The organism is Paenibacillus sp. FSL F4-0243 (assembly GCF_037963295.1).
Lineage (GTDB): Bacteria > Bacillota > Bacilli > Paenibacillales > Paenibacillaceae > Paenibacillus_AQ.
On the sequence record NZ_CP150151.1, the window covers coordinates 3,955,766 to 3,970,566 of the forward strand.

Consider the following 14,801-nt stretch of genomic DNA (forward strand, 5'->3'; position numbering starts at 1 on the left):
ATGGTATGTGAGATATTCTTACAGCAATTTTCTTTCACGCATACTTTGAAGTGCCATCAAAACGCCATATTTAACATGTGAATAGGTTAACCCGCCTTGCATATAGCCAATATAAGGATCCCGTATAGGCGCATCTGCAGATAACTCCAAGCTTCCACCTTGTATAAACGTACCTGCAGCCATAATAACAGGATGTTCATAACCTGGCATATCCCAAGGCTCTGGTACCACATGGCTGTCCACAGCCGCAGCGCGTTGTATGCCCTGAACAAAGGCAATTAAGTGTTCTGGTCCATCAAAAGAAACCGCCTGAATCAAATCTGTACGAGGCTCGTTCCACGCTGGCTTTGTCTCAAACCCGCAACGCTGAAATACAGATGCAGCAAAAATACTCCCTTTTAAAGCTTGTCCGACCGTGTGTGGAGCCATGAACAACCCTTGATAAAGCCCACGTGTTATTCCTAACATAGCCCCTACTTCACCACCTATGCCAGGAGCGGTTAATCGATAAGCTGCCAATTCTACAAGATCCTGTCGGCCACAAATATAACCGCCTGTCTCAGCAATACCCCCACCCGGATTCTTAATTAACGATCCTGCTACTAGATCCACACCAACCTGTGGAGGCTCAAGCTCTTCGGTAAACTCACCATAACAATTGTCTACGAAGACAATCACTTCCGGTTTCAACACCTTTACCCTCGAAGTCATTTCACCAATTTCAGCCACTGTGAAAGAAGCACGCCAATCATATCCGCGTGACCTTTGGATTCCAATCACTTTAGTATTTTCGTTAATAGCGAGAGCTACCTCATCCCAATCGATCTTGCCATCTGCAGTAAGAGCAACCTCCCGGTAAGTAATTCCGAAATCCGCTAGAGAACCTGTCCCATCCCCTGTGTGACCAATTACCTTATGTAAGGTATCGTACGGACGTCCTGTGATGTATAGCAGCTCATCTCCTGGACGCAGTACACCAAATAGGGCTGTTGATATGGTGTGTGTTCCTGAAGCGAAATGCGGGCGTACCAGTGCAGATTCCGCACCAAAAACGTCAGCATAGACAAGATCCAACACTTCACGGCCACGGTCATTATACGCATACCCCGTTGAACCGGCAAAGTGAAAATCACTGACTTGATGACGCTGGAACGCTTCTATAACCTTCCACTGATTCTTATCTACAATACGATCAAGGGCTTTGACAGCGCCTTCTATTTCAACTTCTGCGGCCTCTGCCGCGCTCAAAATATCCTCTGCAAAAACTACCATTCGTTCTTATTCGCTCCTTACATTTACTTGCCATCATAATGACAGAAAGCGGCAGTAAACTGACGCTTTCTAGATTAGCTATTATTTTATACCTATAAACGAAGCATTTCCACCTTAGGAATGACTGACAAGATTACTGCTGGTCCACAAAATCAGCAAGCATGTAACCCCATTTGTCATAATCCTCTTTATTAAGACGAACGTTATAGAGCACATCGTTCTCATCATATGTCGTTTCCAGAACCTCTCCCACCCTGTAGAGCAAGGAAGAAATGTCACCTCGGTCTCCGGGAATGCGAAAGTTGAGTGTGTCGCCAGCCAGTTCATCGGCGATCATTTCGGTAATCCGTGTTAAATCTTCAGGATTAAATGCACTGATCTTCAAGTACCCTGTACCTGTAGGCAACATTTCCAGTTGCTCAGGCTGACATAGATCAATTTTATTAAAAAGTACGATTTGCGGTGTACCAGATGCACCAAGATCCTGCAAGATGGATTGGACAATCTCCATCTGCTCCTCACGCATTGGTGAAGAGGCATCCACCACATGTAGCACCAAATTAGCCTCATTCACTTCCTCCAGCGTTGCACGGAAAGATGCGACAAGATCATGCGGAAGATTCTGAATGAAGCCTACAGTATCAGTCAGCACAACCTCTTTACCACCTGCTAGCTCAAGTACACGTGAAGTAGGGTCCAGTGTGGCAAACAACTGGTTTTCAATATAGACATCCGCATCGGTTAGTTGCTTAAGCAGCGTTGATTTCCCTGCATTCGTATACCCAACAAGTGCGACTTGCACTGCTCCCGCCTTGCGGCGACGCTCCCGATGTAGCTCACGAGTCTTAACAACCTCATCCAGCTGGCGTTTCAGCTCCGTAATCCGATCACGAATATGTCGGCGATCGGTTTCCAGCTTACTTTCACCCGGACCTCTGGTACCAATTCCTCCACCTAGTCTGGATAAGTTCTTCCCTTGGCCGGAAAGCCGGGGTAACAGATAGGACAATTGTGCCAGCTCTACCTGAATAATTCCTTCTCGCGTCTTGGCACGCCCCGCAAAAATATCCAGAATAAGCTGCGTCCGGTCAATAATCTTAAGATCCAGAGCCTCCTCAAGGTTCCGTACTTGGGCTCCGGACAATTCTTGATCAAAGATAGCTGTATTAGCCCCGAGAGCATCAGCAGCCATCCGTAGCTCTTCTACTTTACCTTTACCAATAAACCATCTAGAATCAGGCGTTTCCTTGTTTTGACGCAGCACATCCAGAACTTCAACACCAGCGGTTTCGGCTAATTGCACTAATTCCTGTAATGAAAGCTCTGGATCAATTCCGGTTCTTTTAATTTTATCTGTGACGAGACTTACCAATATCGCTCGATCTTGTACATCTGTTTCCGTATCATGCGTTGTTATTGCCATGTATGTCATGCTCCTTATGACGGTGATAGTATCCTGTAATTCATAATTTGAAATCCTCAGTTCGAAGCGTCATTAATTCCTGCTTGCCTGGGCTGGTACTTTCATACTGGTTTAACAGTCTTACAGCCTGACCCCGAACAGCTTTCTCAATGGCGTTGCGAACATACCGCGCATTACTGAAAGCATGAAGACTCTCCGTCTTCTCTACTAACAAATGCTGCTTTAACTTGAGTATCGCCTGTGGCATCAAAATATAGTCGCGATCTTTTGCCATCAGTTCAGCAATTTGCAGCAGTTGATCGATCGTATAATCAGGAAATTCCACCTGTATCGGAAACCGTGAAGGCAATCCGGGATTGCTCATCAAAAAATACTCCATCTCTCCAGAGTACCCCGCTAAGATAAGTATAAATTGACTGCGATGATCCTCCATGGCCTTGACGAGCGTATCAATCGCTTCTTTCCCAAAATCCTTTTCTCCACCCCGAGCAAGGCTATAAGCCTCATCGATAAACAAAATACCGCCCAAAGCCTTTTTTACCAGATCGCGAGTCTTCTGTGCAGTATGACCGATGTATTCTCCTACAAGGTCGGCTCTCTCCACCTCAATGAGATGTCCTTTGGTCAGTACACCCATACGCTGGAACAGCTTAGCCACGATTCTAGCCACGGTTGTCTTGCCAGTTCCGGGATTCCCTTTAAAAACCATGTGATAAGCTTGCCCGCCGCTTGCAAGTCCTGCCTCAGTTCGCATTTGAGCAATCTGTAACAAGGCGTAGATTTCAAAGACTAGCTCTTTGATATTGTCCAGACCCACTAAACCTTCCAATTCTTGCGTTAACTCTTGGAATAGGCTAGTGTGGCCGTGATTTTTTGGAGGTACCGGCCGACTCTCTCCAGAAGGGTTAGTTATAGCCGGAGGCTCTTGACTCCGCAATACAATATTGATTTGTCGAGACGGTCTTTCTTCCTCCCGTCCACTGGCCGCTGCTACGCGTCCGCTCATCGGTATCACCTCATTATCCAGGGCTGACTTCTCTAATCAAGTCTATTCCAGTAAATGAAGTGTTATTAGAAGATTCGGGATTTTTTGGACAAATCACAGGAATAGCTGCTGAAGCTTCCATTTCGTATAGGCTAGAATCTCACGTGTTTTATGTCTTGTCATCGATAGAACGGTGGATTCTGTAAGTCCCAGCTCAGGATTCACATATGCAAGCTCGTCAGCAATTTCATGAGCCCGCCACCCATGGTAAGTATGCGTAATGATTATTGCTGAAGACAAACCTTCACGCGCCATAATCTCTTTACTAAACAAAAGATTCTCGTAAGTGCTGGTAGCTTCATTCTCTACGTAAATGGCGCTATCAGGCACTCCTTTAGCAACCAAATAATTACGCATTCCTTGAGCTTCTGTGTATTGTAAATCAGGGTTATCTAAACCACCAGATACAATAAGATGTGGGAACATCCCTTCTTGATAAAGCTTCAGTCCGTAATCCAGCCGTTCCTTAAGTCCTGGGCTAGGCTCATCCCCCCACATCGACATGCCAAGAATGATCCCAACATCAGCCTTTTGCATAGGATCTGTCGTGGCAGCTTTATTAATATTGTTTAACGCATAAGCACACCACAACAATCCAGCAATCACAATAATCGATAAAGCGATAAGCAACGTTCGTTTCGTCCAGAATCTGCGTTTTTTGGAAACAATCCGAATCGGGGAAGACCCTCTTCCGTAGACGTACCATTCCATTTCTTTATTTCCTCCTGAATTCTCCATGATGAAATAATTCGGCACGATGCTTCAAAGATAGTGAGAAATAAGGGAAAGCATGAGCATCGATGCCGCGTAAAATAGTATTGGCTGTCTCCCAGGCGAGTTTATAATCACTCTCGGAAATATCTTCCCTCTCCAGCGCTTCCTCTAATTCATCCTCATCAAGCAAGAAAACCTCGCCATTCCAAAGCACAACCACATCCAGATACAAATCATCAAACCATGGAACGCCTTGGTCTGTGACGCCCTGCACCTTGCAGGTGTCTATGTACCATTGAATGATATTTTGCCGTTCGTCAAACATAGCCGTCACAATATAGTGACTGTCTTTGGGGAAATATTGCAGCCAGGAATAACCTTTATCCGCAATACGATATGTATGCCGTCCATAGCTCTTCCACAGTGGTTCTTTCAGCCCGTAGATGGTATAAAGCGTAATATATCCGCTGAATTCCCGGCTCTCCACATAGCGGCAGGCAAAATGGCGACGCGTAATCCGGCGCCAGTTGGCCCGGTCTCCGAATTTACGTTTCATAGAAATTACCCTCTCCAGTATGGTTTCTTCAGCTTACCACATTTAGAGGATACACTCAAAACATCCCGCAAAATACAGCAAATTTTTATCACAGATTCGATTAGAAAAATATGGAGTTATAAAAGAAAGAAGCTGTCCCATAAGTAGCATTCACTACTTTTGAGACAGCCTCAGGAAAAGAAAAGCTAACTTCATAAATTCAAAGCATCACTATTGAACAGAAGAATCACCATTCATATTACTAGCCTCTTGATCAGGGCTTTGTGTTGCATTACCACTGTCATTCCCCGAACTTCCGCCTCCAGAAGGTACATCTGGCGGAGCAGTAGGTATCGGTGTTGCTGACGGTGGAGGCGTAGTGAATTCAGGCAAGGTTCCTGTTCCACCATTATTCCCGCTTCCATCGTTGCCACCACCATTATTACCACCGTTGCCATTATCCCAGCCATTGTCTCCACCATTCTCAGGGGTTGGTGTCGGGAGATTAGGATCAATGGTCGGCTCAGGTGTTGGCATCTCATCCTGCACAGATACAGTAACCACATTCGATGGTTCACTTTCTACTTGGGTTGCAGGATCGTAGGAAGTTACATAATACTCGTAAACCAGACCAGGCATTGCACTAAAGTCTCCTGCACTAGTCGTGACCGTATTTAACAATAAACCGAAATCAGCCTCGGATGTCTCTCTACGATAAATACGATATTCTACACCCGCAACAGGAACTGCCTGCCAGCCCAGATTTACTGTCATCGTAGATGGATCATAAGCTGCAGTAAGTCCACTAACATTCTTAGCTGGTTCAGGTGTTTCTGTAGGTGCAGGAGCGATTTCATTATCTAGCTGTGGGAAGGACTTCTTAGGAACATCCCTTAACGCTTCCTCCATCACTTTACCCCAGAATGCTGCGGCAAGCCCACTGCTATTCTTAAGCAGATGTTTCTTGCTTGGCTTGTCATAACCCATCCAAACAGCAGCTGTCCATTCAGGTGTATATCCCACAAACCAAACATCACGGTTCGAGCTGATTCCAGAATATCCACTTTGAGTCGTACCGGTCTTACCAGCAACTGGACGATCAATCCTTGCTTTTCTACCCGTACCACTCTCTACAACCTTTTGCATCATCTCGGTCATTTGATAAGCCGTTTCCTTACTCATAACACGATCAGGCGTTGTATTAGCCTTGAAGACGGTCTCTCCACTACTATCAGTGATCGATTTAATGGAATATGATTCTCGAAGTTCACCGCCATTTGCAAAAGCACTGTAAGCTTGTGCCATTTCCAGTGTATTCGTTCCTTTGCTCATACCTCCGAGAGCCAGTGAGAGGTTCTTGTCCTCGTCTTCCAGTCCAATCCCCAATTTCTTGGCAAACTTAAATCCGGTATTCACTCCAATTTCATTAAGCAACCAGACCGAAGGAATATTCTCTGATTTCTGTATAGCATCACTCATACTAATACTCTTGGAATATCCGTGAAGGTTAGTTGGGCAATAGTTGGAAAAACACTGCTTCTCGTTGCTTAACGTAGAATACTTGTCGTACTTTCCAGTTTCCAGTGCTGGAGCATAAGCAACGATTGGTTTAAAGGCTGAACCAGGAGAACGTCGGCTGCCATTTACACGGCTGTAGCCTTTTTTCTCATAATTCCGTCCACCTAGAAGTGCGACAATGCCGCCATTCTCTTGATTCACGATGGTCATAGAACCTTGTACCAGCTCGTCGTCTACACTCTTCTCGAAGTTATCACTGTCTGCAAAAGCATCTTCTACGGTTTCTTGAGCGTGCTTATCCATCGTGGTGTATATCTTGTAACCACCAATATTCAGATCATCTTCGGATAGTCCAAACTTCTCTTCTGCTTCTTCCACTGCGAAGTCAATAAAAGCTTGATAACGCTGTTTCTTTTCAGGTGGCTTATAATTATAATCCACGGCTTGTGCTTCGTCTCTCTCTTGCTCCGTAATATAACCTTGTTCGTACATGAGCTGAAGTACTACTGCACGACGTTCCTTTGAAAGATCCGGGTTACGCAGAGGGTTGTAACGAGACGGTCCCTTAGGCATCGCAGCCAGTGTCGCAATTTCCCAAACTTTCAGATCATTCAGATCACTCTTACCAAAATATCTTTCAGATGCTGCTTTAATTCCGTAGATCGTACCCCCAAAGTTTATTCGGTTCAGGTACATCGTAATGATCTCTTCTTTAGATTTCTGGTTCTCCAATGCTACAGCAATGGATACCTCAGTCGCTTTACGAAAAAATGTTTTATCCCGTGTCAAAAAGATGTTTTTGGCCAGCTGCTGAGTAATGGTACTACCACCTTCTACCATGCTGCGTGCAGCAATATCTTTTACCGCTGCCCGGCCGATTGACCATAAATCCACACCAGAATGCTCAAAGAAGCGTTTATCTTCTGTGGCCACAAAGGCATTGATCAATAACGGTGGAATCTTCTCATACTCTACAGGATCGCTTTTCTCAAGCGATAATTCGCCGATTAAATTAGCATTGCGGTCATATACTTTTGTAGTTTCATTTACGGTCAGTTTGTCTTGGTTCTCTAGGAGAAGTTTTTGCCCATTCAGCATAATGAACAGATAACCGCCAAGCGCACAGAAAATGGCCAACGCTGTAGCAAAGAACAAGCTCCACAGCACACGCTTTTTAGTCAAAAACTTCTTTTTCTTCTTACTTTTCGGTTTTGGTTTTGAATTGGTACTGGACGATCCTCTATTTCTATTGTTGTTCGTCCTTGATGTATCATCTCTAGACATGATGCCTCCTGACTCCCTTCCTTGAATAAATCATGTATGGACTTCTCTGAATGAAAAGAACAACCTTCTCAGGTTGCTCTCTCACACTCTATTCAAACGATTTATTAACAAGAAAGGTTTCACTTCAATTTTGTTAATGTTATTCTTCGTTACTATTGTCCTGCATAAGTGACACACTGCGCTGTGGTGTAAAAGTGGAAATCGCGTGCTTATACACCATTTGCTGGCGTCCATCACTGTCAATAACGATTGTAAAATTGTCGAATGCTTTAATAATTCCCCGGATTTGAAAACCGTTGGTCAAATATACTGTAGCAGGGATATTTTCTTTGCGTAGTTGGTTCAAGAATGTATCTTGGATGTTAATGGACTTGTTCATATGACGTACCCCCAATGGTTCAATTATATTGTTCAGAAGTATATTCAAGACCTGAGAGAAACTTTCCTGCTATTATAGCACGTATTTTCGAGAAATTCTCAGAAAAGTTTTGCTCACCTTCGACATCGATCCACTCGATTTCCTTCATGTGGCGAAACCATGACAACTGTCTTTTGGCGAATCGGCGAGTATCGCGTTTAAGCAGTATCACAGCTTCCTCAAGCGTCAGTTCCCCTGCAAGGTAAGCGGCAATTTCCTTGTAGCCCAGTCCCTGCATGGACACAAGGCTTCTGCTGTAGCCGTTTTCCAGCAGTCCGTTCACCTCAGCAACAAGACCATCCGCAAGCATGCTATCAATTCGGTCCTCAATACGTTTATATAGTATTTTCCGGTCCATTGTCAAACCGATAAGGCATAAGTCATAGGGCGACTCCTTCTTTTGAGCTGCATGAGAAGCAGAAAGTGTGGTGTTTGTCTGGTGATGAATTTCCAGTGCCCGTATAATTCTACGGCGGTCATTCGGATGCAATTTCGCTGCACTGACCGGATCAACGGCTTCAAGTCTGGCATGCAGTGCAAGCGCTCCATGTTCTTCTGCAAATTGATCCTGTTCTTTACGGAAAGCTTCGTCAGCCACAGCTTCAGAGAATTGAAAACCGTAACATAAGGACTCAATATAGAGACCCGTTCCCCCAACAATAAATGGAAGTTTCCCACGACTGCTTATCTCTTCGATAAGTCTGCTACCTTGTTCCTGAAATTCAGCAGCAGAATATGGGTCCTGTGGATCATGAATGTCGATTAGGTGGTGAGGAATTCCCATCATCTCAGCTGGAGTAATCTTAGCTGTACCAATATCCATACCACGATAAACCTGCATCGAATCTCCAGAAATAATCTCTGCGTTATATGCAGCCGCAAGCTCCAAACTTAACCTGGTTTTACCTACAGCTGTTGGTCCTAATAAGACTAGAACCTTATGTCTCTCTTTAGTTGTCAATGTGTATCACCCCGTACGATGTTTTGGAGTTGCTCCGGAGCAGCTCTGTAAAGCCAAGCCTTTCAAATTCGCCGCTCAGAGCCTTTTCTTTCAAAAGAACAGTTTTACGGGCCACTCTTACCGCCTCAGCTACACTCTCTAGTGATAATGCTGCACGATTAGCAAACTGCCGCAGGGGGGAAATCGAAGCAGAACCGGTCAGCGGCACTCGGAACATAGGATCAAAGTACACAATATCTACACTTCGATCCGGTAGAGCACGTAAGTAGTCCAAATGTTCACTATGAACGACATTAATTCTACGCAAGGCCTCATTAACCCTTACTTGCCCAGAGGTATAATGCCGCATCCCTTCATAGAGCAGTGCATACAGCGGCAATGAGCTCTCCAGAGCGGTAATCTCTGAGGACTCACCACCATGCACAGCAAATAGCAACGAATCAGCACCTAGACCCGCTGTGCAATCTAGTACGCTATCTCCGGGAAGCATTCGAGCAGCGACAAGCATTGGTTCTATTTCACCCTTTAGAATCCGTTTCGCACGAACAAAACCCATGCTTGGGTGAAACTCCATAGGCTCCATCCCTAATCGGTGTAAACGAACGGCTTCTTGAGAAAGAATTAGTATATCCTCATCTCCGTAGTGTTCCACCATCTTGGGTATAGAGAATTTCTCGCGTGGAGCGTATTTACAGCCCGTTCTTTCTGCGAGATTCTGAGCTCGCTCTACAATATCCATTATCGGGCTATAACCCGTAGTTATAATCATGTTGCCTCCAGTCTTGCTATAAACAAATTTCTAATCGTACAATTACATCACCCGTTTGAACAATTTCTCTAAATCATAGGATGAAAAAGAAATCACAATCGGACGCCCATGTGGACAAGTATACGGTTGTCTGCATGCTGCCAGACGTGACAACAATGCCTCGACTTCCTGTTCTGTTAGTTTCTGGTTGGCTTTGATGGAGGCTTTACACGAGCATAGAATAGACGATTTCTCTCGTAGCTTTGCTAGGTCAATCAATCGTTCACTCAAGACCCACTCCGCCATTTCTTCAACGATCGCCTTCTCCTCGCCTTCAGGAAACCAATAAGGCAAAGATCGAATCAGAAAAGTCTGTCCTCCAAAATGTTCAAGGTACACTCCAGCCTGCTGAAACCAATGTAGACGTTCACTAAGTTGACGACTTTCCGAAGGCGTGAACTCAAGTGTAATTGGCAAAAGCAGATCCTGAGAAGCGTCTTCAGGACGACCGAACTTCTCATAAAAAAACTCGTAATTTATGCGTTCGTGTGCCGCATGTTGATCAATGAGATACAGTCCGCCGTCATTCTGAGCGATAATATAAGTCCCATGATGCTGTCCGATATAATTTAGTTCCGGGAAGGCAGGAAGCCCAGGTTCTTCATCGACTGGCGGTGCCCATAACGCTTGGGCAGAAGGAATCTGCTTCTGCAGGGATAAAGCTTCTTGCGGGCGATACCCATTAGCATAGTTGTTGCTCACATTATTTTGACGTCCTTGTGAAGAGGAAGACTGGTATCCTGACCCGTAGGATGGAGCCGTTTCACGGGTCATCGGAGTATCAATCTGCCCCTCTTTTCTAAACTCACTGGCGCTCTGCTCAACATTTGATGGTTGTTGTCTACTAAAGGAACTACCAGATCCCTGAGGAACTGGATCCTTGCCCACCTCAGACGGTGGGTGTGCCGGAACTGACCCTTTAGAAAAAGCAAACTGCTCCTGTATAAATGAACTGCTGCCCTTTGCCCCAATGGTTTCTTTACCCGGACGCGGTATCAAACTTTGCCCTAACAACACTTTACGAATTTCTTGTTCAACAAACGTGTAAAGCTCATTCTCCTTACTAAACCGAACCTCCAGCTTAGCTGGATGAACATTGACATCCACAAGTGAAGGATGCATGTCCAGTTCGAGCACCAGCAGTGGATAGCGGTTAATCGGAAGTAAAGTATGATAAGCTCGCATGATCGCTGCGTTCAGACCATTGCTGCGAATATATCGTCCTCCCACAATGGTAGTCACTGCGTTTCGATTTGAGCGTGTCCATTCCGGACGACTTATATAACCAGAAATACGATAATCCAAGTCCTCTGCCGCAATCGGCAACATAGCCTTAGCTGCGGAGGTTCCGTACACCGCTGCGATCACTTGCAGCAGATCACCATTACCAAGCGTGTGCAGCAGCTGATTGCCATTATGATGCAAGGTAAAAGAGATTCCCGGATGGGCTAACGCCATTCGATACATGGCATCCGATATATGACCAAGCTCCGTCTGGATACTCTTCATGTATTTCAGCCGTGCAGGTGTGTTGAAAAATAATTCACGCACCGCTAGATCGCTCCCACGGCCCGAAGGGGAATCTTCATTCCGAATTAAATTACCACCCTCAATATCAATCAGGCGTCCTTTGCCGTCATCGGCAGTAGCCGTTAGAAGAGAGACTTTGGATACCGCAGCAATACTGGGGAGCGCCTCACCACGGAACCCTAAGCTAGTGATCTGGAATAGATCACGCCCATTAGCGATTTTACTTGTGGCATGACGATAAAAGGCGGTCTCGCAATCCTCAGGCTCGATCCCCGAGCCGTTATCTTTTACTCGGATGCTCTGTAAACCGCCTTCCTCCACCGAAACCTCAATCCTTGTGCTTCCTGCGTCAATGGCATTCTCAACTAGCTCCTTCACAACAGAAGCTGGTCGCTCTACAACTTCACCCGCAGCAATCTGGTTGGCAATATGCTCGTCCAATATATGAATTTTGGCCAATTTCATTCACCTCTTATTTAGGCAATCAATAATCAAAGATCCTTTGCTTTCATCTTCAGGTCGTTCAGCAGACTCATAGCCTGAAGCGGAGTCATATTCATAAGATCTGCGTTACGCACAGAAATGATGAATTCTTTTATCGCAGGATTCTCTTGTACTTCAGTTACTACAGCCGACTGATTTGCACTACCCTTCCGATTCTTACGTGGTTCTTCCTCGCCAAAGATAGACAGTTGAACTACTTCATCTGCTATTGATGAATAGGAGTCTGCAGGAATCCCCGAAGTTTCTGCGATGACATTATCGGGTTGTTGGGTAGATGTAGTTGCGACCTCTTTTGCAGCGGCCTGAATTTCTAGTCCACCCCCATAATGAATAGAGGAACCACCTGGATGAGCCGCCTGCTCGATACTCTGAAGTAGACAGTAGGCACGATCAATAATCCCTTCAGGAAGCCCTGCTAGGCGTGCACAATAAATCCCATAGCTACTGTCTGCTGCTCCCGGAACAAGCTTACGCAGGAAGTTTACTTTATCCCCGCTCTCCTGTACGGCCATAGAATAATTCTTAAGCCCTTTAAGGCTTTCTTCTAAGTGGGCCAATTCATGAAAATGCGTCGAAACTAAAGCTTTGCAAGAAATGGTATCGTGCACATACTCAATTACCGCTTGTGCAATCGCCATGCCCTCACTCGTCGATGTTCCTCTACCAAGCTCATCAATGATAATTAAACTCCGGGCTGTTGCTTTTTCTGTCATGACCTGTATGTCGGCCATTTCTACCATAAATGTACTCTGACCTCCGATCAAATCATCAGCTGCCCCAATACGTGTAAAGATTCGATCAATTAGCGGAACTTCTGCACTGGTGGCCGGAACGAAACAGCCAATTTGAGCCATAATACAAATGAGTGCAACCTGCCGCATATAGGTACTTTTCCCAGCCATATTAGGACCAGTGATCAAAAGAATATTTCCATCTTCCTTACTAAGCGTACTTCCGTTTGCTATAAATGCCGAGTCCTTTAACACAGCCTCCACGACAGGATGACGACCACCTTCAAGTCGAAGATCGTACCCATCCGATAGAACAGGTTTTACGAAGCGATGCTCGGCACTGACGGCTGCCAGACATTGATACACATCAATCTCTGCTACCTTTTCCGCAAGATTCTGCAGTCGCGGAATTTGACCGCTGATTCGATCACGCAGTTCAGTAAACAGGCTGTACTCCAAATCTGTCATTTTATCTTGCGCTTCAAGAATCAGTGCCTCTTTCTCTTTAAGCTCAGGTGTAACAAATCGCTCTGCATTTGCAAGCGTCTGCTTACGTTCATAACGCCCTTCCGGCAACGAAGCCAGATTAGATTTGGTGATTTCTATGAAATAACCAAAGATTTTGTTATAGCCGATCTTCAGTGATTTGATGCCAGTGGCTTGGCGTTCTTTCGCTTCCAGTTCGGCGATCCAACGTTTACCATTACTGCTAGCTTCCCGCAGCTCGTCCAACCGGGCATGATAACCAGAACGGATAATTCCTCCGTCTCTCACGGACACCGGCGCATCTTCAACAATTGCTCGATCTATATCCTCCCGTATCTCGGCACATTCATCCATGCTAGCACCGATCTCGCGTAGGGTTGCAGATCCCGAAGTCATACATAATTCCTTTAAAGCAGGGATTTGTGCCAGTGATAGCTTTAAGGCATTCATGTCACGACCATTCGCACTGCCAAAGGCAATACGACCTACCAGCCGCTCTAAGTCATAAATTTCCTTCAACGCTAAACGCAGGTCCTCTCGAACAATAAACTGATTGTACAAATAATCAACTGCTTCTAGACGACGTTCGATCGGAGCGCGCTGCAATAGCGGTTTATCTATTCTGCGACGTAACAATCGCGCACCCATGGATGTTTCAGTACGGTCTAGTAGCCATAGAAGAGATCCTTTTTTAGAACGTTCTCGGACCGTCTCTGTTAGCTCCAGATTTCGGCGTGTGAACGGATCAAGAATCATATAATTACCTGGTTCATAAGGAGAAATTTGACTAAGTTGTCCCATTGAACGCCGTTGTGTCTCGTTTAGATAGGAGATTAGCAGTGCTAGACATTGTCCACGTTCTTTCTCCAGACGAACCCATGCGGCTTCACCGAATTGTCGACGTGCCAGCTCCTCCTCACGTTTCTCCCAAGGTGTGTACACAACAGGTTTCGCCAACAGAGGCGTTTCACTACGTAAAAGCTCCAATAACGTCGGGTCTCCGATGATCTCAGCCGGTTCATAAATGCCAATCTCATCGCGCAGCCACTCTGCACCAGATAACACTGAAGTAACATACAATTCACCTGTAGTTAAATCACATGCAGCTAATGCCATCATCCCATCACTTTCGGTTACACAAACAAGATAATTGTTGCTTTTGTCGGCAATGATTTTTCCATCCATAACTGTTCCAGGTGTCACGACACGTACGATATCCCGTTTCACCATTCCCTTTGTGACAGAAGCATCCTCTAATTGCTCACAAATAGCGACTTTATATCCTTTTTCAATCAGGCGTTGAATATAACCCTCGGCGGCGTGATAAGGTACTCCACACATCGGGATCTTCTCTGCGCCCCCGCCTTCGCGACCTGTCAACGTAATTTCAAGCTCCTTGGAAGCCAAAATGGCATCTTCAAAGAACATTTCATAGAAATCGCCCAGTCTAAAAAATAGGAAGGCATCCTTTGCCCCTTCCTTCACTTTTAAATATTGCTCAATCATCGGCGTATATTGTGCCATGGTCAACCTCCATGCCTATTTATTGCTGTCCTCCATTATAACAGAAAA

Annotated in this window: 11 protein-coding genes; all 11 read right to left on the reverse strand. The window is 45.4% G+C overall.

Annotated elements, in window-relative coordinates:
* Positions 1-18: 18 nt before the first annotated feature.
* Positions 19-1,272, reverse strand: coding sequence for a methionine gamma-lyase family protein (locus NSS87_RS17495; RefSeq protein WP_339241655.1), 1,254 nt, complete (start codon positions 1,270-1,272; stop codon positions 19-21).
* A gap of 133 nt (positions 1,273-1,405) precedes the next feature.
* Positions 1,406-2,695: a GTPase HflX gene (gene hflX, locus NSS87_RS17500; RefSeq protein WP_042188885.1), complete on the reverse strand. Its 1,290-nt coding sequence runs from the start codon at positions 2,693-2,695 to the stop codon at positions 1,406-1,408.
* A gap of 40 nt (positions 2,696-2,735) precedes the next feature.
* Positions 2,736-3,701: an AAA family ATPase gene (locus tag NSS87_RS17505; protein ID WP_042188887.1), complete on the reverse strand. Its 966-nt coding sequence runs from the start codon at positions 3,699-3,701 to the stop codon at positions 2,736-2,738.
* Between the two features lie 93 nt (positions 3,702-3,794).
* Positions 3,795-4,451: a YdcF family protein gene (locus tag NSS87_RS17510; RefSeq protein ID WP_339241659.1), complete on the reverse strand. Its 657-nt coding sequence runs from the start codon at positions 4,449-4,451 to the stop codon at positions 3,795-3,797.
* 4 nt (positions 4,452-4,455) lie between these two features.
* A complete protein-coding gene (locus NSS87_RS17515) occupies positions 4,456-5,010 on the reverse strand; it encodes a DUF402 domain-containing protein (protein ID WP_042128364.1) in 555 nt (184 codons plus the stop codon).
* Positions 5,011-5,220: 210 nt separating this feature from the next.
* Complete coding sequence (locus tag NSS87_RS17520) at positions 5,221-7,791, reverse strand: PBP1A family penicillin-binding protein (RefSeq protein ID WP_339241661.1); 2,571 nt, start codon at positions 7,789-7,791, stop codon at positions 5,221-5,223.
* Positions 7,792-7,930: 139 nt separating this feature from the next.
* Positions 7,931-8,170 (reverse strand): RNA chaperone Hfq, encoded by a 240-nt coding sequence (gene hfq, locus NSS87_RS17525; RefSeq protein ID WP_042128368.1) that lies wholly within the window; start codon positions 8,168-8,170, stop codon positions 7,931-7,933.
* Positions 8,171-8,189: 19 nt separating this feature from the next.
* Positions 8,190-9,170: a tRNA (adenosine(37)-N6)-dimethylallyltransferase MiaA gene (miaA, locus tag NSS87_RS17530; RefSeq protein ID WP_042188893.1), complete on the reverse strand. Its 981-nt coding sequence runs from the start codon at positions 9,168-9,170 to the stop codon at positions 8,190-8,192.
* Entirely contained in the window at positions 9,160-9,939 is a 780-nt protein-coding gene (locus NSS87_RS17535; RefSeq protein WP_076298773.1) for a class I SAM-dependent methyltransferase, read from the reverse strand. Before NSS87_RS17535 ends, miaA begins: the two co-directional genes overlap by 11 nt.
* A 42-nt stretch (positions 9,940-9,981) precedes the next feature.
* A complete protein-coding gene (gene mutL, locus NSS87_RS17540; RefSeq protein ID WP_339241666.1) occupies positions 9,982-11,967 on the reverse strand; it encodes a DNA mismatch repair endonuclease MutL in 1,986 nt (661 codons plus the stop codon).
* 32 nt (positions 11,968-11,999) lie between these two features.
* Positions 12,000-14,753, reverse strand: coding sequence for a DNA mismatch repair protein MutS (mutS, locus tag NSS87_RS17545; RefSeq protein ID WP_339241667.1), 2,754 nt, complete (start codon positions 14,751-14,753; stop codon positions 12,000-12,002).
* Between the last annotated feature and the right edge of the window lie 48 nt (positions 14,754-14,801).

Excerpts from the sequence above, each read along its gene's own strand:
- NSS87_RS17515 (WP_042128364.1), bottom strand. The coding sequence starts at position 5,010 with ATGAAACGTAAATTCGGAGACCGGGCCAACTGGCGCCGGATTACGCGT.
- mutS (WP_339241667.1), bottom strand. The coding sequence starts at position 14,753 with ATGGCACAATATACGCCGATGATTGAGCAATATTTAAAAGTGAAGGAA.
- hfq (WP_042128368.1), bottom strand. The coding sequence starts at position 8,170 with ATGAACAAGTCCATTAACATCCAAGATACATTCTTGAACCAACTACGC.
- NSS87_RS17535 (WP_076298773.1), bottom strand. The coding sequence starts at position 9,939 with ATGATTATAACTACGGGTTATAGCCCGATAATGGATATTGTAGAGCGA.
- NSS87_RS17520 (WP_339241661.1), bottom strand. The coding sequence starts at position 7,791 with ATGTCTAGAGATGATACATCAAGGACGAACAACAATAGAAATAGAGGA.
- NSS87_RS17505 (WP_042188887.1), bottom strand. The coding sequence starts at position 3,701 with ATGAGCGGACGCGTAGCAGCGGCCAGTGGACGGGAGGAAGAAAGACCG.
- NSS87_RS17510 (WP_339241659.1), bottom strand. The coding sequence starts at position 4,451 with ATGGAATGGTACGTCTACGGAAGAGGGTCTTCCCCGATTCGGATTGTT.
- hflX (WP_042188885.1), bottom strand. The coding sequence starts at position 2,695 with ATGGCAATAACAACGCATGATACGGAAACAGATGTACAAGATCGAGCG.
- NSS87_RS17495 (WP_339241655.1), bottom strand. The coding sequence starts at position 1,272 with ATGGTAGTTTTTGCAGAGGATATTTTGAGCGCGGCAGAGGCCGCAGAA.